Raw genomic sequence first — 17846 nt, forward strand, 5'->3', positions numbered from 1 at the left:
ACCCGAGGACGGCGCAATACCCCCCGCCAACCCGGCCGGATACGCTGTGCGGCGTGCGCGTACTGGTAATCGGCTCCGGCGCCCGTGAGCACGCCCTCGTCCTCGCGGCCTCCGGTGATCCCGCCGTCACCGCTCTGGCCTGTGCTCCCGGCAATGCCGGGACCGCCGCTGTTGCCGAGCAGCTTGGTGTCGAAGCCGCTGATCCCGAAGCCGTTGCTGCGCTCGCCAAGAGCTGGCAGGCCGATCTCGTCGTCGTCGGGCCGGAGGTTCCGCTCGTCGCCGGGGTGGCCGATGCTGTCCGGAAGGCCGGTACTGCCTGCTTCGGGCCGTCGGCTGCCGCGGCTCGGATCGAGGGCTCCAAGGCCTTTGCCAAAGATGTCATGGCCGCCGCGGGCGTGCCCACCGCGCGCAGCGAGGTCGTCGACAACCCGGCCCGGCTCGATGCCGCGCTCGGGCGGTTCGGACCGACCTGGGTGGTCAAGGACGACGGGCTCGCCGCCGGGAAGGGCGTTGTCGTCACCACCGACTACGACGTCGCTCGCAAGCACGCCATCATGCTGCTCGACGGCGGGCACCCCGTGCTGCTGGAGTCCTACTTGGACGGTCCGGAAGCCTCCCTCTTCTGCTTCGTCGACGGCAACACCGTCGTCCCGCTGCTGCCCGCGCAGGACTTCAAGCGCGTCGGCGACGGGGACGCCGGCCCGAACACCGGGGGCATGGGTGCGTACGCGCCGCTGCCGTGGGCGCCCGAAAACCTGGTCGACGAGCTGGTCGAACGGGTCGTCCAGCCGGTCGCCGACGAGCTGGTGAACCGCGGTGCCTCCTTCTCCGGCCTGCTCTACGCCGGGCTCGCGATGACCTCCGACGGCCCGCAGGTCATCGAGTTCAACTGCCGCTTCGGGGACCCCGAGACGCAGGTCGTGCTGGCCCTGCTGCGCACCCCGATCGCCGGCCTCATGCACGCCACGGCCACCGGCAAGCTCGCCGAGCACCCGCCGCTGGAGTGGGCCGGCGGGGCCGCGGTCACCGTCGTGATCGCCGCCGACGGCTACCCCGGCAAGCCGCGGACCGGTGACGTCATCACCGGCGCCGAACTCGAAGGCGTCCTGCACGCCGGCACGCGCCGCCGTGACGACGGCGCCGTCGTCTCCGCCGGTGGCCGCGTGCTTTCGGTCGTCGGCACCGGCAAGACGCTGAAGTCCGCGCGCAAGCACGCGTACGAAACCGTCGAAAAGGTCCACCTCGCCGGCTCGCACCACCGCACCGACATCGCCCTGAAGGCGGCGAACGGCGAGGTCGGCGCCCCGACGGCGAAGCAGCGCGCCTGATTCCAACGGATCGGGGGAACCGGCGGGGCCTGCTCTTCGTCCAAACTCAGGCTGCCGCCACACGCGGATTGGTAGCCTCGACGGGAACCGGCCGGTCACTGTCCGTATGACGTCAGGGGAGCGCATGTCAGGACCCTCGTACGACAGCATTGTTCCGGGGCTTCGCCCCGGGCCGGGGGCTCCGCCACCCGGACCCCCGCAAGACCTCGGCTCGGCCGTCCCGGAGGTGCCGGCGGCCGCGGACGTCCTGGTCCACCCGGACAAACTCCTCGACGTCGCCCGGATCGTCGAAGAACAGGCCAACGCCCTCGAAGACCAGCTAATCACCCGGCTGGACCAGCTGCGGATCGACGCGCCGTCGGCGGACGTGATCAGCACCCAGTCGGTCGAGGCGTGGAACTCCCTCATCGCCGACGGCGACCGCTCCTACGCCGGCCAGGTCCGCGAGTACGTCGCGGGCCTCAAGCGGCTGGTTTCGCAGCTGCGCGACGCCGCGAAGGACTACAAGGTCAGCGACGAGGAGAAGGCGGCGGTGTTCGGTGACCGCGGCAGGCACGGTGCGTAACACGCTGCTGGTCACCGGAGGCGTGCTCGCGACCGCGGCGCTCGCCGGCTGCTCGGCGGGCACCGGCGGCACGCCGTACCCGGTCGAGACGGCCGCCACCGCGGCCTCGCAGAGCGCGAAGGCCGCCCAGCTGCCGCGGCGCCCGGCGGATCTGCCGATGCAGGGCGTCAACCTGTGCGAGCTGTTCCCGCAGGTCGAGCTCGACGCGATGAAGATCAGCAGCGTGCCTCGGCCGGCCGACGGCGCGGACGGGCCGGTCTGCGTGTTCGACGCCGACAAGGCGGAACCCTTCCACGGCTACGAGGCCGGCACGGTCGCCGCGGACCTCGACCAGTGGATCACCGGGTCCCGGCGCAAGAACAGCCTGACCACCGAACCGAAGGCCGTCGGCGGTTACCCGGCGCTGACCAGCTACCGCGCGGCCGCCGACCCGGCCGACTGCACCACCCTCGTCGGCGTCGCGAAGGGCAAGACGCTGACCATCCGGACGTTCCCCATCACCCGCGGCGGGTTCACCCAGCCGCAGCTGTGCGAGATGTCGGCGCGAGCCGCCGACGCGGCGCTGCAGACCCTGAAAGCACGCAACTAGGGAGGGCGCGTGGAATTCTCCGAGCTCGCGGCCGGGATCCAGAACCACCGGTTCGACGGCTGGACCAACACCGCGATCGCCACGCAGATCACGCGGATGGTCGACGGCGACGGCACCGGCAGCATCGGCACCGCCGTCGACGCGCTGAAGGCCGTCGCGACCGCGCTCGCCCACACCGACCAGACGCTGCGCGCGCAGCTGCTGAAGCTCGGCGTCGAATGGCAGAGCCGGGCCGGCGGCGCGGCGAGCCAGGTGCTCACCGAGCAGGCCGGCTTCTCCCAGGACGCCACCACGAAGGTCGCGCACGCCGCGGAGATGGTGTTCGAGCAGGGCGAGGCGTTCAACCGGACGAAGTACAAGCTGCCGGACGCCGAGACGGTCCGGAAGGGCGCCGGCGGCTTCACCCTCACCGACGGCGCGCTGCTGAGCCTGATCGGCTTCGAGACCGACCACGCCCGGCAGGTCGAGGCCGCGAACGACGCCAAGGCCCAGGCGCAGCAGGCGTTGAACGAATACGCGCAGCAGAGCGGCACGAACCTGCTCTCGACGCAGTCGCTGTCCGACCCCGAGTCGCTGAAACTGGCCGTCCCCGGCGTCACGCCCGGGGTGCTCGACGTCGCCGGCGCCGCCGTCTCGGTGACGCCGGACGGCGGCGTGAAGCCGGCTTCCGACAGGGTTCGCTCGGTGCACGTCGACCCGCCGGTGGTGCAGCCGGTGTCCCACACCGTGCACGCCGATCCGCCGACCCCGGCCTACGGCGTCGCGGCGCAGCAGCAGCCGGCGGCCCGGCCGGTGCAGCAGCCGCGGCAGACCGGCTCGGCGGGCGCCGCGCCGGCCCAGCACACGACGCCGAGCTCGTCGACGACGCCGGCGGGCGTGAAGGCGCCGTCGCCGTCGCCCGGCTGGGTCCCCGCCCCGGGCCGCGGCCCGGCCGGCGACCAGGCCGGCCGCTTCACGCCCGGCCCGGCGACCGCCGGCCAGGGTGATCCGTTCGTGCCGCCGGGCGCGCCCGGCGCGCCCGGCGCGCTGCCGCCCGGCTCGGCCCCGGCGACGGCGCCGATCAAGTCCCTCGGCGGTGGCGGCACGTCCGGCGGCACCGCCGGTGGTTCGACCGGCGGCTCGACCGGCATCGACAGCTCGGCCGGCCGCGGCCCGGACGGCCTGCTGGCGAAGGGCCGCACGGTCGGCGCGATGCCGCAGGCCCCGCTCCCGCCCGGCCAGTACACCGGCGAACGCGGCTTCACGGCCAAACCCGGCGCGACGCCGGGCGAGCTCGGCGCGGGCGCGGCGGCGATCGGCGCGGGCGCGGCCGGCGGCGCGTTGAGCGGCGACAAGGAGCGTCAGCGGCGTGAGAAGAGCGGGCCGAAGGGCCCGGTGCGGCCGCTGCCGGTCGGCGAGCTGCCCGAAGAGGAAGCCGTCGCGCTGCGGAAGTCGGAGCAGATCAGCCCGAAGCAGCGGCCCGGCGAGGCCAAGTTCCTGTCGGAGGCGGCACCGCAGGAGGACGACGCCGAACACGTCCGCCGCTACGGCGTCGACGACCAGGACCTGTTCGCCGACCAGCGGATGGTTTCCCCCGACGTGCTCGGCGACCACGGCGGGGACGGGCGCTGACCGTGTCGCTCGTGCTGTCGGCCCTCGAGTTCGAGGTGCTCTGGGAGTCCTTCGAACTGCCGCGGCGGCACGTCGCGCTGGACGTGCCGAGCGCCGGAGCCACCCGCACCGAACGGCGGGAGCTGGTGGAGTCGGCGTGGGCGTCGCTGAGCGAGCGGCGCCTGGCCCGCAACGGGCGGCCGTCCGGTGAGCTGGCCGACATGCTGCACCTGCTGGCGCGCCCCGGGTTCGGCATCGACGTGTGGGTGTGGGCGGAACGCGAGATCCGCGGCCGCGCGGTCAGCCTGCGCAGCCAGGCGGTGCTGGCGGTGGTGGACAACGGCGAGGTCTGGCTGATCCCGGCCACCGAGGACGGCCTGCCGGAGGCGGCGGTCTCGGTCGCGGGCGACCTGGGCCCGGGCATCGGCCAGACGGTGAGCCTCCCGTACGACGTCGTGAAGTCCGCCGACGCGGCGGCGAAGGGCGAAGCGAAGGCGCTGGTCACGGCGTTGGAGGACCGCGGCGTGCCGCTGTTCCAGGCCCAGGAGCTGTCGGGCATGCTGCTCGGCCAGGAGGCCCGCGGCCAGTTCGGCGCCGAACGCACCACCCGCGACGGCGTGGTCCACCGGGCCGCCCGGGTGGTGGCGTTCTTCGACACGGACGCGGGCCGCTACCTGTTCCAGGTCGGCCGCGACCGCGACGCCCGCGAGTGGGCGACGGTGACACCGGCGGACAACGCCCTGCTGGCCACCCGGATTCGCGAGCTGATGGCCGAGGCCTGATCCCCGCGGGGGTGGAAGTTGGCGGAGATCCGTACCCGCGTCCTGGGTGAAGTCATAAAGTAAGCGCGGGAACCGTCCTGGTCATGACGACGTCTGACCGGGCGGAGACAAGTTTCCGAAGGGAATGACGAACCGTGCCTGTCTACGACCCGGACTCGATGGCCATCGCGGCCGGCCAGGTGGAGAAGCTCAAGGACGAGTTCGAAAAGTCCAAGCACAAGGTCACCGGCCTCGACCACGAGAAGGAAAGCCCCTTCGGCGGCATGGACGAAACGGGCGACGCGCACGGCGCGGTCGGCAAGTTCAAGGACGGCGTGCACAGCCAGTTCGACGCCGCGGGCAAGCACATGGAGGCGCTCGGGTACGCCATGCGCAAGGCCGCCGGCCTGATCGCCGAGACCGACCAGGTCGGGGCGAGCGACCTGAAACTGCACGTCGACAAGTAAGCAGGGGGCACCAGAGTGGGACTGAACCCGGGCGGCGCCGGAACGCCGGACAATTGGGATGCCTTCATGAAGAAGGTCGACCAGGTCGAAAAGGTCGACCTGGAAAAGATTTCGGCGGCGGCGACGCAGTTCCGCGAGGCGGGCAAGAACGCGGGCGACCACAACGCGTCCCTGAAGAATTCGACCGACGCGCTCAACGGCAGCGTGTGGGCCGGTCCGGCGGCCGACCAGTTCTTCCAGTACGTCCGCCAGGTCCGCGACGCCGGGACCAAGGTGCAGACCCACCTCGAGGACGTCGCCAAGGACCTCGACGACCTGCAGTCGAGCCTGGCGCAGATCAAGAAGACCGTCCAGGACAAGCAGATCGCCGCGGAGAAGGCGGTCAACGAGCGCAACGCCAAGGCCGAGACGGACATCAAGAACGCGCAGGCCGCGGAACGGGCCGCCCACCACGAGGGCGAGCCGGGTCCGAGCCCGAGCTCGGCGGAGATCCTGGCGACGGCGAAGACGGACATCCACAACATCACCGCCGGCTACGACGGTGACGTGACCGGCCTGCAAACCCAGGCGGACACGGCGATCAAGGCGTCCCAGAAGCTGATGTCCCAGCAGATCGAGGGCGGCTACGACCAGGTCCCGCTGCCGAGCAGCTCCGCAGCACCGCCCCAGAGCACGGGCGGCATCCACAGCAACGGCTCGTCCCACCACGGCGGTGGTGGCGGGGGTGGTGGCGGCGGAGGCGGTGGTGGCGGCCTCGGCCCGAGTGGCGGGCCGCCTTCCTCGCCGCCGCCGGGGAACGTGCAGCAGTGGATCCAGGAAGCCATGAAGGCGCTGCAGGCCGCCGGCATTCCGGTTACGGACGCGGACATCCCGAAGATTTGGGCGATCATCCAGCACGAGTCCGGCGGAAATCCCAACGCCATCAACAACTGGGACTGCGTACCCCTGGACACGCAGATCGTCACCCGGCGCGGCCTGCTGAAGCACGACGCGGTCGCGGTCGGCGACGAGACGATCGGGTTCAACCCGGCCACCGGACGCGGCGAATGGACGCGGATCACCCGGGTCGTCCACCACGAAGACGCCGAGCTGGTCCGGATGAGCAACTCGCGGTGGCAGGCAACCACGACGCCGAACCACCGGTGGCTCAACCTCCCGCGGGTCAGCGTCGGACGCGAGGACCTGCCGGTGGTCTGCCCCGAGTGCGGCTGGGAGCCGCGTGCGGTCAAGCAGCCCGGGACCGGTGTCGCCGTGCACCGCCGGAAGAAGCACGGCTTCGTTTCGCCGAAGCAGGAGCACCGCTACGAGACCGAGGCCACCTTCGTCACCACCGAGGACGTCCGGTCGCGCGACCGGATCCTCCTGGCGGCGCCGGCCACCACCGGTTCGTCGCTGGACGTCAGCGTGCCGGAAGCGGCCATCCTCGGGTGGATCGCCGGCGACGGGCACGTCGAGACCCGCCGGCACCGCCCGACCATGTCCATCGCGCAGTCGAAGCCCGAGATGGTGGCGAAGCTCCGCGAGCTCCTCGACGGTGTGCCGCACGCGGTGTACGTCGACGACCGCGGTGGGTGCGGGCCGCGGCACCAGTTCCGGCTGGACCACGACTACGCCCGGGACCTGCTGGCGCGCGCCGGGCACCCCCGGTCCGACGCGGTCGCCCAGGTGCTGGCGATGTCCACCGAGCAGCGTGAGGCGTGGCTCGAGGCGATCATCGACGCCGAGGGCACCCGGTACGTGCGACCCGGTTACGCGAAGCCGCAGGTCGTCGTTTACCAGGCGCCCGGTGCTGTGCTCGACGCGATCGCGCTGGCCGGCTACCTGTCCGGGGCGCGGCCCCGGGTGCTTCCGGTGGCGCGGGAGAACCGGCCGGAGGCCTGGCGCCCGGAATTCGCCGTGCACCTGAACAACCCGATCATCACCGGGGCCTTCCTGCGGAAGGAGGCCGCCGGGCGGGGTGACGTGTGGTGCGTGACCACGGAGCTGGGCACGTGGACGGCCCAGGAAGGCGACCACCTCTTCCTGACCGGTAATTCGAACGCCGCCGCCGGGCATCCGTCCAAGGGGCTCATGCAGTGCATCGACTCGACCTTCAACGCGCACAAGCTCGCCGGGCACGACAACATCTACAACCCGGTCGACAACATCATCGCCGGCGTGCGGTACTCCTTCGACCGGTACGGGAGCCTCGATAACGTGCCCGGCATCAAGGCCATGGCCCACGGTGGTGCCTACCGCGGCTACTAGCCTGGCCGCATGGTCGATCTCGGAGCCTTCGCGGGGCCCGCGCTGCGGGCCGGTGTGCCGCCCTTCCACGTCATGGACGTCCTCTCCGCGGCCGGGGCCCGGCAGCGCAGTCACGGCGATCTCGTGTCGCTCGCTGCCGGGCAGCCCTCCGCGCCCGCGCCGAAGCCGGTGCTCGAGGCTGCTCAGGAGGCCCTCCGGAAGAGCACCCTCGGCTACACCGAACAGCTCGGCATCCCCGAGCTCCGCGAAGCCGTGGCCGGGCACTACCGGATGCGGTACGACGTCGACGTCCAGGCGCACGACGTCGTCCTGACCACCGGTTCCTCCGGTGGCTTCCTGCTCGCCTTCCTCAGCGCCTTCGACCCCGGGGCCAAGGTCGCCATGGCGCGGCCCGGTTATCCCGCCTACCGCAACCTGCTCGCCGTCCTCGGCTGCGAGGTCGTCGAGTTCGCCACCACCGCGGAAACCAACTTCCAGCCGACGACAAAGCTCCTCGACGAGCTCGGCCCGATCGACGGCCTGATCGTCGCCAGCCCGAGCAACCCCACCGGGACCGTGCTGCCGCCCGGGGAGCTCGCCGCCATCACCGGCTGGTGCGCCTCGCACGGCGTGCAGCTGATCAGCGACGAGATCTACCACGGCATCTCCTACGGCGCCGAGCTCGACTGCGCGTGGCAGTACGGGCGCGAGCCGGTCGTGCTCGGCAGCTTCTCGAAGTACTTCGCGATGACCGGCTGGCGGCTCGGCTGGATGCTTGCCCCGCAGCGGCTGCACCGCGCGATCGACGTCCTGACCGGCAACTTCACCATCTGTCCGCCCGCGGTTTCGCAGTACGCGGCCCTCGCCGCCTTCACGCCCGAGGCGTATGCGGAAGCCGACGCGCACGTCGAGCGGTACCGCGCCAACCGCGATCGGCTCTTCGCCGGCCTGCAGCGCATCGGCCTCGGCAAGCTCGCCCCCGCCGACGGCGCCTTCTACGCGTACGCCGACGTCAGCGCGTACACGCACGACAGCCTGAGCTGGTGCCAGCGGCTGCTCGCCGACACCGGGCTGGCGATCACCCCCGGCGTCGACTTCGACCCGGTCGACGGCGGCAAGTACGTGCGGTTCTCCTTCGCCGGCAGCGCCGAGGACATCGACGAAGGCGTCCGACGGCTGGGGGCGTGGCTGCCCAGGGGGAACCCTGAATAAACCCCGAACGTTGACTCGCCGAGGGGAGTTTCACCGCGTCAGGTGGCAGTGTGGAGTCATCGGGCCGGTGGGGCCACGGGGAAGAGTCGGAGGAGCCATGTTCTGGAAGATCGTCGGCGGCCTGATCGTCGCCTGGGTGGCGTTCATGGTGCTGGGCGCCGTGATCGGCTTCGTGTTCAAGGCCGTCCTGTGGATCGCCATCATCGGCGGCATCGCCTTCCTCGGCGCGGCCGGCTACAAGGCGGTCACCGGCGGCAAGAAGGACCCGCGGCGGATCAACCGCTACTAGGGGATCCGCGCCACGCCGCCGAGCGCCGTCCGGTTGACCGGCGTCAGCGGCGCCAGGCGCGGCCCGTCCGGCCACCATTGGTGCGGCGCGGTCAGCCCGGGTTCGAGCAGCTCGAGGCCGTCGAAGAACGACGTGATCTCGGCCCGCGTCCGGTAGAGCGTGTCGAGGCCGATGCGGGCGAAGCGGTCCTGCAGGGACGCCGCCACGGTGGCCGCGTCGGAGCCGTCGGCCGGGTTGTGCCGGTGGAGCAGGAGCAGGTACGAACCCGGGGCAAGCGCGCCGACGTAGGACTTGACCACCTGCTGCGCCTGTTGGAGGTCGGCGATGTGGTCGACGACCCCGCACAGCACGAGCCCGGCGGGCCGGTCGAAGTCGATGAACCGGGTGACCCCGGCGAGCGTCTCGCCGGGGTTCAGCGGGTCGGTGCCGCAGACGTGCGTGAAGTCGTTGTCGACGAGCAGGGCCCGGTTGTGCGCCTCGACCACCGGGTCGTCGCCGACGTAGACGACGTGGGCCTCGGGGTTGTACTTCTGCGCCACCTGGTGGGTGTTCTCCGCCGCCGGGAAGCCGGACCCGAGGTCGAGGAACTGGTCGACGTCCAGCCGCTCGGTCAGGTAGCGGACGGCGCGGACCTGCCACTGCCGCACTTCCCTTGCCATCGCGGGGGCTTCCGGCGCGATGGCGACGAGCTGGCGCAGCACCGCGCGGTCGGCCTCGTAGTGGTCCTGCCCGCCCAGCAGCGCGTCGGAAACGCGGGCGATGCTCGGCCGCTCGAAGTCGACGCGCGCCGACGGTCGTTCGCTCTCCGCCATGGGCACCTTTACCGGGGGGAAGTCGGGGACGCTCAGCCTAGGTCATCGGGATCACGGCGGGTAGGCGGCCGTGTGGTACGCGTTGAATCAATCCAGCCAGGCCCGGGCCGCGTCGGCGCCGTTCCAGACGTGGGCGCGGAGCCCGACCGCCCGCGCACCCTCCACATTGGACTCGCGGTCGTCGAAGAACAGGCAGTCGGCCGGTTCGGCGCCGAGCTCGTCGAGCAGCAGGCGGAAGATCTTCGCGTCGGGCTTGACGCACCGGACGTCGCCCGAGAACAGCGTCACGCGGAAGTGCCGCGCCCAGTCCTGCGCGCGGACCCACTCGCCGAACGCGATCGGCGCGTTCGACAGCAGCGCCAGGTTCGCACCGGCCTCGGCGAGCCCTTCGAGCAGCGCCAGCGAAGCCGGCTCCAGGTGGCCCCACCCCTCGACGTCGATGCGGGTCAGCTCGGCCGACAACGCCTCGTCGACCGGCACGCCCACGGCGTCGCCGACGGCCTGCCAGTACTCCAGCGGCGTGCTGCCGGCGTCGTACGGGATCCGGTACTCCCAGTACGCCGGCAGGAACTCGGGCAACGGCGCCCGCATCGCCGCGGCCAGGTCCGGCAGCGCCGCGCTCGGCTTGCTGAGCACGTCGCCGTAGTCGAACACGATCCAGTTCACGAGGTCCCCCGCGGGTCTCAGGCGCCGGTCTTGATGCGGCGCACGGCTTCTTCGACGTCGGTCGCGCTCAGGTCCCGGTGGGTGACGAACCGGACCTTGCCCGCCATCGGCACCGCGCGGATGCCGAGGGAGTCGAGCCAGGTGAGCGCGGTCGGGATGTCGGGTACCTCGGCGAGCACGATGTTGGTGTCGGGCGTGTTGGTCGGCCAGCCGTGTTCGCGCAGGCCCTCGGCGAGCCGCCGGGCGTTCTCGTGCGACTCGGTCAGTTCGGGGACGCGGTCCAGCGCGATCAGGCAGGCCGCGGCCAGGATGCCGCCCTGCCGGACACCGCCGCCGAGCATCTGGCGCATCCGGCGGGCGCGTTCGACGAAGGTCTTGCTGCCCGCGACGACCGAGCCGACCGGCGCGCCGAGCCCCTTGCTGAAGCAGGCCGACACGGTGTCGACGCCGACGGTCAGTGCGGCGGGCGGCACTTCGAGCGCCACCGCGGCCTGCCACAGCCGGGCGCCGTCGAGGTGCACGGTCAGGCCCGCCTCCTTCGCGACGGACAGCAGCTGGGCGTGCTCGTCCGGCGGCGTCACGGCCCCACCGGCCGCGTTGTGGGTGTTCTCGAGGCAGAGCAGCGATGTCCGTAATGTGAAGTACGGCCCGGGTTGTCCGATCGCGGCCGCGAGGGCGTCGGGCGATGGGCGGCCCGGGCCGCCGTCGTGCTCGAGGATGTCCGGCATGCCGCCGGCCAGCCACGCCGCCGAGCCCAGCTCGTTGACCAGCACGTGCGCGCCCCGCGTGGCCAGGAACCGGTCGCCGCGCTGCAGGTGCAGGCTGAGCGCGATGACGTTGGCCATCGTCCCGCTCGGCACCCAGAGCGCGGCGGGCATGCCCAGGACGTGCGCCGCCCGCTCCTCGAGCTCGGCGACCGTGGGATCGCGTTCGAGGACGTTGTCGCCGACCTCGGCGGAGGCCATCGCCGCCCGCATCGTGTCGTCCGGCCGGGTGACGGTGTCGGAGCGGAAGTCCAGGACAGGCGGGCTGAAGGTCACGTTGCGATCACATCACACCCACGTCGTGGGGATCAATCAGCCCTTGAGTGGTCGAACCCACTCCGTCCGTGCAACCGTGGACGCCCCTGATTCCGTCCTCCCGGGCGAACGACAACAGAGCGGAGCACGACTGCGCGTGGACCAGCGCGACGAGCAGGAGTTCGCGGAGTACTTCGCCGCCAGGCGGGACGCCGTGCGCCGGACCGCGTACATGCTCTGCGGCGACTGGCACCGTGCGGACGACCTCGCGCAGACGGCGTTCGTGGCACTGCACCGGAGGTGGAAGAAGATCAGGGATCGCGCGGCGACCGACGCGTACGTCCGCAAGACGCTGGTGCGGGCGTCGATCGACGAATCGCGGCGTCCGTGGCGGCGCGAGTGGCAGACCGAGACGCTGCCGGAGCCGGCCGACGACACGCCGGGCCTCGACGACCTCGTCGCGACCAGGGAGGACCTGCTCGCGGCGTTGAAGGAAGTGCCGCCCAAGCAGCGGGCGGTGCTGGTCATGCGGTTCTTCGAAGGGCTCGACGTGACCGGCGCGGCGCGGGCGCTGGGCTGCAGCGAAGGCAACGTCAAGAGCCAGACCGCCCGCGGGCTGGCGAACCTGAGGCAGGTCCTCGAACGGGAGGTGGAGACCAATGGATGAGCAGGAGCTGCGCTCGTTGTTCTCCGCCGCGCCGCCGGACGCGCCGTCGCCGGGGTTCGGCCACGACGACGTCGTCCGCGAATCCCGCCGCCAGACCGCGCGCCGCCGGAACCGGATCACCGCCGGGGTGAGCGCCGCCGCGCTGGTCGTCGTCGGGTTCGGGGCGTACGGAGTGCTCTCCGGGGGTACCCCGGAATCGCTGACCGCGGCCAGGGACAACGCGTCGTCCACCCAGTCGGACGCCGGCTCCGCGCAACCGGGAGACGGCCCGATGCGTCCTCAGGTCGGTGGGGAGTCACCGAACTTCTCGGCCCAGCCACCTCAGCAGGGGGGTGCCGGGGACGGGAAGACCGGCCAGCTGGCCGAAGGCGCCTCCGGGTGCGAACAGGTGGACGGGGAGCTCGCCACTGCCCTCGCTGGCGAGCTCCCCGGCCACGTCGACGCCACCCAGGCCGTCCCGGGTGGCGCCTGTTCGACGGTGGCGGGGTCCGCCGGGTTCCCGGTGCCGGGTGGCGAAATCGCCGCGGCGGTGTACCCGAAGGGCATCCCGGAAGTCTTCAAGTCCCAGCCCGCGGGCACGGTCACGGCCCGCGTGGGCACGGCCTCCGGTGGGGTGCTGGTGCTCGTCAGCGTGCCTTCCGCGGGAGCGGCGGCGCCGTACGCGGGGCAGGTGGAGACGTTCGCGCACCGTCTCGCGCCCCGCTTCTGAGCCCGGGTCCGCCCGGTTGGCAGAATGACCGGCCATGACCGCTGCGACCACCCCCAAGGGGGAACGACGGCGCGCCGCGCTCGTCGAGGCCGCCGCGAAACTGCTCGTCGAGGGCGGGTTCGACGCCGTGCGGCACCGGGCGGTCGCCGAGCGCGCGGGCCTGCCGCTGGCGTCGACGACGTACTACTTCGACTCGCTGGAAGACCTGGTCACGGCGGCCGTCGAGCACCACGCGAACGCCGAGCTGGCGACCGGCCGCCGCCGGCTGGAGGAGCTGGCGACCCGCAACCGCGGCGTGCAGGCGACCGTCGAGCTGGTGCTGGAGATGCTGCTGGGCCCGGAGAGCGGTGACCCGGCCGCCGACGCCGAAGCCGTGCTCCTGCGGTACGAACGGCTGGTCGCGACCGGCCGCCGCCCGTACCTGCGGCCGTTGATGCGCACGCTGTCGGCCCAGCTCAACGAGCTGCTGACGGAGATCTTCGCCCGCTCGGGCACCCCGGTGGCCGACCCCGAGCTGGAGCGCCTGGTCGCGTTGGTCGACGGCGCGGTCGTCAACGCCCTGATCGCGGTCGACCCGGAGCCCCGCGCGGCGGCGGCCCGGATGCTCCGGACGGCGCTGGAGCCGGCCGCTCACGACCGCGTGCGCTGAGCCTTCTCCAGGTCTTCGCGGGCCTTCGTGACGAGGGCGAGCATCGCCTGCTCGGCCGCGGCCGCGTCGCCCGCGACGATCGCGTCGAACACCTTCCGGTGGCTCGGCACCGGGTCCTCCGCCGTCGACGCGCCGTGCACGAGCTTGTCCCGCTCGGCCAGCCCGATCGCGATGACCCGTTCCATCCGCATCAGGAAGTTGTTGTGGGTGGCGGCCATCAGCCGCCGGTGGAAGGCGAGGTCGGCCTGGACGCTCGCCTCGGGGTCGTGCCCGGCGGCGGCCATGCCGGCCAGCGCGTCCCGCAGCCCTTCGAGGTCTTCCTCCGACGCCCGCTCGGCGGCGATCCGCGCGGCGGCCGGTTCGACGACCGCGCGGACCTCGGTGAGCTCGTCGAGCAGCCCGGGGTCGTCGGCGGCCGCGGTCTGCCACCGCATCACGTCGGCGTCGAGCAGGTTCCACCTCTCGCGCGGCTGGACGAAGGTGCCGCGCTTCTGCCGGGCGTCGATCATGCCCTTGGCGGCCAGCACCTTCAGCGCCTCCCGCAACGCGGTCAGGCTGATGTCGAGCTCTTCGCGCAGCGCGGGCAGGTCCAGGACGGTGCCCTCGCCCCACTCGTCGGAGAGGATCCGGCTGGCCAGGGTCTCCACGGTCTGGCCGTGCAACCCGCGTGGCCGGTGTTCGCTCAATGGAGGGCCCTCTCAGCCGGCCGGTCGTGACCGCTGCATCCTACGTAGTCAGGGCAGGGAAACCGGCAGTACGAACGTCGGCGACCCCGTCGGGTGGTACCGCAGCTCGGCCTCGCCGGACGCGGTCAGGGTGAACGCCGTGATGGCGTCCTCCGACTGCGCCGCCACGTAACAGGTCCCGTCGACCAGCGCGAAGTGCCGCGGGTTCGCGCCGCACGGCTGGTCCGCGACCGCGGCCGCGTCGTCCAGCGCGAACTCCGTCACGCAGTCCGGCCCGCGGTTCGACACGTACAGCCGCGATTCCGTCAGTTCCAGGTGCGCCACCAGGTTCGGCTTCACCGAAGACAGCGTCGACGGCGTCGAAGACACGACGTCGAACGCGCCCGGCGACGTCTCGCGGACCGTCACCAGCGTCCCGGCCAGCTCGCCGACGACGTAGGCCAGGTCCGTGCCCGGCCGCCGCACCAGCTGGCGCGGTCCCGTGCCCGGCGGCAGCGGCGACACCGCCAGCAGCTCCAGGGAACCCGTGGGGGACAACGTGTAGCTGCGGATCTCGTCCGTGCCCAGGTCGACCGCGCTCACCACGGAACCGTCCGCCGACGGGACGGCCATGTGGACGTGCGCCGCCTCCTGGCGGTCGGCCACCGGGCCGCGGCCGTGGTGCCGGACCAGCGCCGTCCGCGACTCCAGCTCGCCGGACCCGGACAGCGAGAACACCGCCACGCTGCCGCCGGTGTAGTTGGCGCACAACAGGAACCGGCCGTCCGGCGTCACCGCGAGGTGACACGGGTGCGCGCCACCCGACTCGGCCGTGCCCAGCACCGACAGCTGGCCGGAGGGAGAAATCGCCAACGCCGTGACGCCGCCGGTGCCGGTCTCGTTGGCCGCGTAGAGCACCGGCAACGACGGGTGCTTCGCCAGCCACGACGGCGACTCCAGCGGCAGCGAAGCCACTTCGCGCAACGAGCCCGAAGGCGACCGCGAGAGCGTCGTGATCCCGGTGCCCTTCCCGGCGTCACCGGTGTAGCACCCGACGAAGACCAGCTCAGCCATGCGCGCTCCTCAACAGCGTTCCGACCCGGGCGGCGATCTCCGCCGCGGTGCCGCGGGTCAGCGCCGAGCCGATCCCGCAGGCCACCGCCCCCGCCGAGAGCCAGCCTGGCACGTCCGCGGGCGCGATGCCGCCGGTGGGTACCAACGGCGCCTGCGGCAGCGCCGCCCGCACGTCCGACACCCACGACGGCCCCAGCGCCGACGCGGGGAACACCTTCACGGCGTCGGCGCCTTCTTCCAGCGCACGCACGATCTCGGTCACCGAGCCGGCGCCCGGGAAGGCCGCCGCGCCGTACCGGTGCGCGGTGCGGATCACCGCGCTGTCGACCGACGGGGACACGAGGAACCGCGCGCCCGCGCGGATCGCGAGCACCGCGGACGTCTCGTCGAGCACCGTGCCCGCCCCGATCGTCGCGTCCGGGTAGGCGGCGGCGAGCCCGGAGATCGCGTCGAGCGCGCCCGGGTTGGTCAGCGGCAGTTCGATCGAGCGCAGCCCGGCTTCGAGGGCCGCGCGGGCCGCTTCCACCGCGGTCTCGGCGTCGCGCGTGCGCACGATGCCGACCACGCCCTGCTGCAATGCTTTCGCCGTGATCTCCCACCGGTAGCTCATGGCGGCAGCTTACCTTGTGAAATCTTAAATTAGGATTTATTCTTGCCCATCGAGGACGGGAGAGACGATGCCGACAGCGGTGGTGACCGGAGCGGCGTCCGGCATCGGGGCGGCGACCGCGCGGAAACTCCTGGAGGACGGCTACCGCGTGCTGGGCGTCGACCTCGCCGAACTGCCCGGCGGCATCACGCCGATCCGCGGTTCGGTGAGCGACGAAGCGACCTGGGCGGCGATCGGCGAAGTGGACGCCCTGGTCAGCAACGCCTACGTGCCCAGCGCCGGGCCGCTGCACGAGATCGACCGCGCCGAGTGGCAGCGGCAGCTCGACGTCAACCTGACCGGCGCCTACCTCGCCGTGAAGGCGTGCCTGCCGTCGCTGCGGGAACGGCGGGGCGCGATCGTGCTCGTCTCGTCGGTCCACGCGCACTTCGGGCTGCCCGGCCACCCGGCGTACGCCGCGAGCAAGGGTGCGCTCGTCGCGCTGGCCCGGCAGCTGGCCGTCGAGTACGCGCCCGAGGTGCGGGTCAACTCCGTGCTGCCGGGGCCGGTGCTCACCGAAGCGTGGAACCGCATTTCGCCGGCGGACCGCGAACGCAGCGCGCGGGCGACGCCGGCGGGCCGCCTCGGCGAACCGGGCGAAGTCGCGAACGTCATCGCCTTCCTGCTCTCGGCCGCCGCGTCGTTCGTCACCGGGGCCGAGCTGACCGTCGACGGCGGCTGGTCCGCCGCCAAGGATTCCGCGTAGAGGGGGGACACCGGTGAAGATCACCGCCGTCGAGACGTTCCTGGTCGCACCACGCTGGCTGTTCCTCAAGGTCAGCACCGACGAAGGGGTCAGCGGCTGGGGCGAGCCCGTGGTCGAGGGCCGCGCGGAGACCGTGCGCGCGGCCGTGCACGAGCTGTCCGAGCTGCTGATCGGCCAGGACCCGCTGCGCATCGAGGACCACTGGCAGGTGCTGCGCCGCGGTGGTTTCTACCGCGGCGGCCCGGTGCTCTCCAGCGCGCTCGCCGGGTACGACCACGCGCTGTGGGACATCGCGGGCCAGGTCCGCAACGCCCCGGTGCACGAGCTGCTCGGCGGGCCGGTCCGCGACCGCGTCCGGGTGTACAGCTGGGTCGGCGGCGACCGGCCGTCCGGCATCCGCGAAGCGGTGACCGCGCAGGTCGAGGCGGGGTTCACCGCGGTGAAGATGAACGTCGCCGGCCCGCTGACGCCGATCGCGTCACCGGCCGAGGCCGACGCGGCGGTGGCCCGCGCGTGGGAGGCGCGGGAGGCGCTCGGCCCGCACCGCGACCTGGCGATCGACTTCCACGGCCGGGCTTCGCCCGCGATGGCGCGCCGGCTGGTGCGCATGCTGGAGGACGTCCAGCCGATGTTCGTCGAGGAGCCGGTCCTTCCGGAGACCCAGGGCGACGCGCTGCGGTCGGTCGTGGAGGCGTCCACCGTGCCGATCGCGGTCGGCGAGCGGCTGTACTCGCGCTGGGAGTTCAAGCCGGTGCTCGACGCCGGGGTCGCGGTGGTCCAGCCGGACCCGTCGCACGCGGGCGGCATTTCCGAGCTGCGGCGGATCGGGGCGCTCGCCGAGATGTACGGCGCGTCGCTGGCCCCGCACTGCCCGCTCGGGCCGATTTCCCTGGCGGCGTCCCTGCAGGTCGCCTTCGCGACGCCGAACTTCCTGATCCAGGAACAAAGTGTGGGCATGCACTACCACGAGGGCCGCGAACACACCTACCTCGCCGATCCGTCGATCTTCGCCTTCCGGGACGGCTACGCGGCCCGCCCGCTCGGGCCCGGCCTGGGTATCGAGGTCGACGAAGAAGCCGTGCGCCGGGCGGACGAGATCGGGCACGCGTGGCGTTCACCGGTGTGGCGCCACGACGACGGGGGCTTCGCCGAGTGGTGAAACCCCGGGCCGTCACCGCGCTGACCTGCGCAGGTATCGTGAGG

General features: G+C 72.4%; 19 protein-coding genes and 2 pseudogenes. 15 read left to right on the forward strand and 6 right to left on the reverse strand.

Features of this window, described 5'->3' with window-relative positions; translation table 11 throughout:
• The first annotated feature begins 53 nt into the window (after window positions 1–53).
• From purD to C2L59_RS02340, 10 genes and pseudogenes are all read left to right on the forward strand, one after another.
• Window positions 54–1328: a phosphoribosylamine--glycine ligase gene (gene purD / locus C2L59_RS02295; protein ID WP_103347844.1), complete on the forward strand. Its 1275-nt coding sequence runs from the start codon at window positions 54–56 to the stop codon at window positions 1326–1328.
• 124 nt (window positions 1329–1452) lie between these two features.
• Window positions 1453–1893 carry a hypothetical protein gene (locus C2L59_RS02300; RefSeq protein ID WP_233223237.1) on the forward strand — a complete coding sequence of 147 codons (441 nt, stop codon included), beginning with the start codon at window positions 1453–1455 and terminating at the stop codon, window positions 1891–1893.
• A 22-nt stretch (window positions 1894–1915) separates the two neighbouring features.
• Window positions 1916–2482 (forward strand): DUF3558 domain-containing protein, encoded by a 567-nt coding sequence (locus C2L59_RS02305; RefSeq protein ID WP_103347892.1) that lies wholly within the window; start codon window positions 1916–1918, stop codon window positions 2480–2482.
• Between the two features lie 9 nt (window positions 2483–2491).
• Window positions 2492–4093, forward strand: a complete 1602-nt coding sequence (locus C2L59_RS02310; protein ID WP_103347846.1) for a hypothetical protein — start codon at window positions 2492–2494, stop codon at window positions 4091–4093.
• A gap of 2 nt (window positions 4094–4095) precedes the next feature.
• Window positions 4096–4854, forward strand: a complete 759-nt coding sequence (locus C2L59_RS02315; RefSeq protein WP_103347847.1) for an ESX secretion-associated protein EspG — start codon at window positions 4096–4098, stop codon at window positions 4852–4854.
• 134 nt (window positions 4855–4988) lie between these two features.
• Window positions 4989–5300, forward strand: coding sequence for a hypothetical protein (locus tag C2L59_RS02320; RefSeq protein ID WP_003096034.1), 312 nt, complete (start codon window positions 4989–4991; stop codon window positions 5298–5300).
• 66 nt (window positions 5301–5366) lie between these two features.
• Window positions 5367–5624 (forward strand): annotated as a pseudogene (locus C2L59_RS48560) (WXG100 family type VII secretion target); the annotation flags it as partial.
• Between the two features lie 1707 nt (window positions 5625–7331).
• Window positions 7332–7547, forward strand: a pseudogene (locus C2L59_RS02330) (transglycosylase SLT domain-containing protein); the annotation flags it as partial.
• 9 nt (window positions 7548–7556) lie between these two features.
• Window positions 7557–8738, forward strand: coding sequence for a pyridoxal phosphate-dependent aminotransferase (locus tag C2L59_RS02335; protein ID WP_103347848.1), 1182 nt, complete (start codon window positions 7557–7559; stop codon window positions 8736–8738).
• 97 nt (window positions 8739–8835) lie between these two features.
• Complete coding sequence (locus C2L59_RS02340) at window positions 8836–9027, forward strand: hypothetical protein (protein WP_103347849.1); 192 nt, start codon at window positions 8836–8838, stop codon at window positions 9025–9027.
• On the opposite strand, the gene C2L59_RS02345 is transcribed toward C2L59_RS02340, so the two are convergent.
• The 3 genes from C2L59_RS02345 to C2L59_RS02355 form a co-directional block, all read right to left on the reverse strand.
• Window positions 9024–9839, reverse strand: coding sequence for an SAM-dependent methyltransferase (locus C2L59_RS02345; RefSeq protein ID WP_103347850.1), 816 nt, complete (start codon window positions 9837–9839; stop codon window positions 9024–9026). The genes C2L59_RS02340 and C2L59_RS02345 overlap by 4 nt on opposite strands.
• An 87-nt stretch (window positions 9840–9926) precedes the next feature.
• A complete protein-coding gene (locus C2L59_RS02350) occupies window positions 9927–10505 on the reverse strand; it encodes an HAD family phosphatase (RefSeq protein ID WP_103347851.1) in 579 nt (192 codons plus the stop codon).
• A gap of 17 nt (window positions 10506–10522) precedes the next feature.
• Window positions 10523–11545 carry a low specificity L-threonine aldolase gene (locus C2L59_RS02355; RefSeq protein WP_103347852.1) on the reverse strand — a complete coding sequence of 341 codons (1023 nt, stop codon included), beginning with the start codon at window positions 11543–11545 and terminating at the stop codon, window positions 10523–10525.
• 136 nt (window positions 11546–11681) lie between these two features.
• Between C2L59_RS02355 and C2L59_RS02360 the strand changes: the two genes are divergently transcribed.
• The 3 genes from C2L59_RS02360 to C2L59_RS02370 are packed head-to-tail and all read left to right on the forward strand — an operon-like array spanning window position 11682 to window position 13549.
• Window positions 11682–12191, forward strand: a complete 510-nt coding sequence (locus tag C2L59_RS02360; RefSeq protein ID WP_103347853.1) for a SigE family RNA polymerase sigma factor — start codon at window positions 11682–11684, stop codon at window positions 12189–12191.
• The gene (locus C2L59_RS02365) at window positions 12184–12900 is read left to right on the forward strand and encodes a hypothetical protein (RefSeq protein ID WP_103347854.1); all 717 of its coding nucleotides are present in this window, start codon (window positions 12184–12186) and stop codon (window positions 12898–12900) included. Before C2L59_RS02360 ends, C2L59_RS02365 begins: the two co-directional genes overlap by 8 nt.
• A 34-nt stretch (window positions 12901–12934) precedes the next feature.
• Window positions 12935–13549 carry a TetR/AcrR family transcriptional regulator gene (locus tag C2L59_RS02370; protein ID WP_103347855.1) on the forward strand — a complete coding sequence of 205 codons (615 nt, stop codon included), beginning with the start codon at window positions 12935–12937 and terminating at the stop codon, window positions 13547–13549.
• On the opposite strand, the gene C2L59_RS02375 is transcribed toward C2L59_RS02370, so the two are convergent.
• The 3 genes from C2L59_RS02375 to C2L59_RS02385 are packed head-to-tail and all read right to left on the reverse strand — an operon-like array spanning window position 13531 to window position 15898.
• Window positions 13531–14235, reverse strand: coding sequence for a FadR/GntR family transcriptional regulator (locus C2L59_RS02375; RefSeq protein WP_103347856.1), 705 nt, complete (start codon window positions 14233–14235; stop codon window positions 13531–13533). The two genes, C2L59_RS02370 and C2L59_RS02375, sit on opposite strands and share 19 nt — an antisense overlap.
• A 48-nt stretch (window positions 14236–14283) precedes the next feature.
• A complete protein-coding gene (locus tag C2L59_RS02380) occupies window positions 14284–15288 on the reverse strand; it encodes a beta-propeller fold lactonase family protein (protein WP_103347857.1) in 1005 nt (334 codons plus the stop codon).
• A complete protein-coding gene (locus C2L59_RS02385) occupies window positions 15281–15898 on the reverse strand; it encodes a bifunctional 4-hydroxy-2-oxoglutarate aldolase/2-dehydro-3-deoxy-phosphogluconate aldolase (RefSeq protein ID WP_103347858.1) in 618 nt (205 codons plus the stop codon). The genes C2L59_RS02380 and C2L59_RS02385 overlap by 8 nt, the downstream gene beginning before the upstream one ends.
• Before the next feature lie 67 nt (window positions 15899–15965).
• Between C2L59_RS02385 and C2L59_RS02390 the strand changes: the two genes are divergently transcribed.
• Entirely contained in the window at window positions 15966–16643 is a 678-nt protein-coding gene (locus tag C2L59_RS02390; protein ID WP_103347859.1) for an SDR family NAD(P)-dependent oxidoreductase, read from the forward strand.
• Window positions 16644–16656: 13 nt separating this feature from the next.
• Entirely contained in the window at window positions 16657–17802 is a 1146-nt protein-coding gene (gene dgoD / locus C2L59_RS02395; RefSeq protein ID WP_103347860.1) for a galactonate dehydratase, read from the forward strand.
• Window positions 17803–17846 lie beyond the last annotated feature (44 nt).

The sequence above is a fragment of the Amycolatopsis sp. CA-128772 genome, from assembly GCF_002904295.1.
Classification (GTDB): domain Bacteria; phylum Actinomycetota; class Actinomycetes; order Mycobacteriales; family Pseudonocardiaceae; genus Amycolatopsis.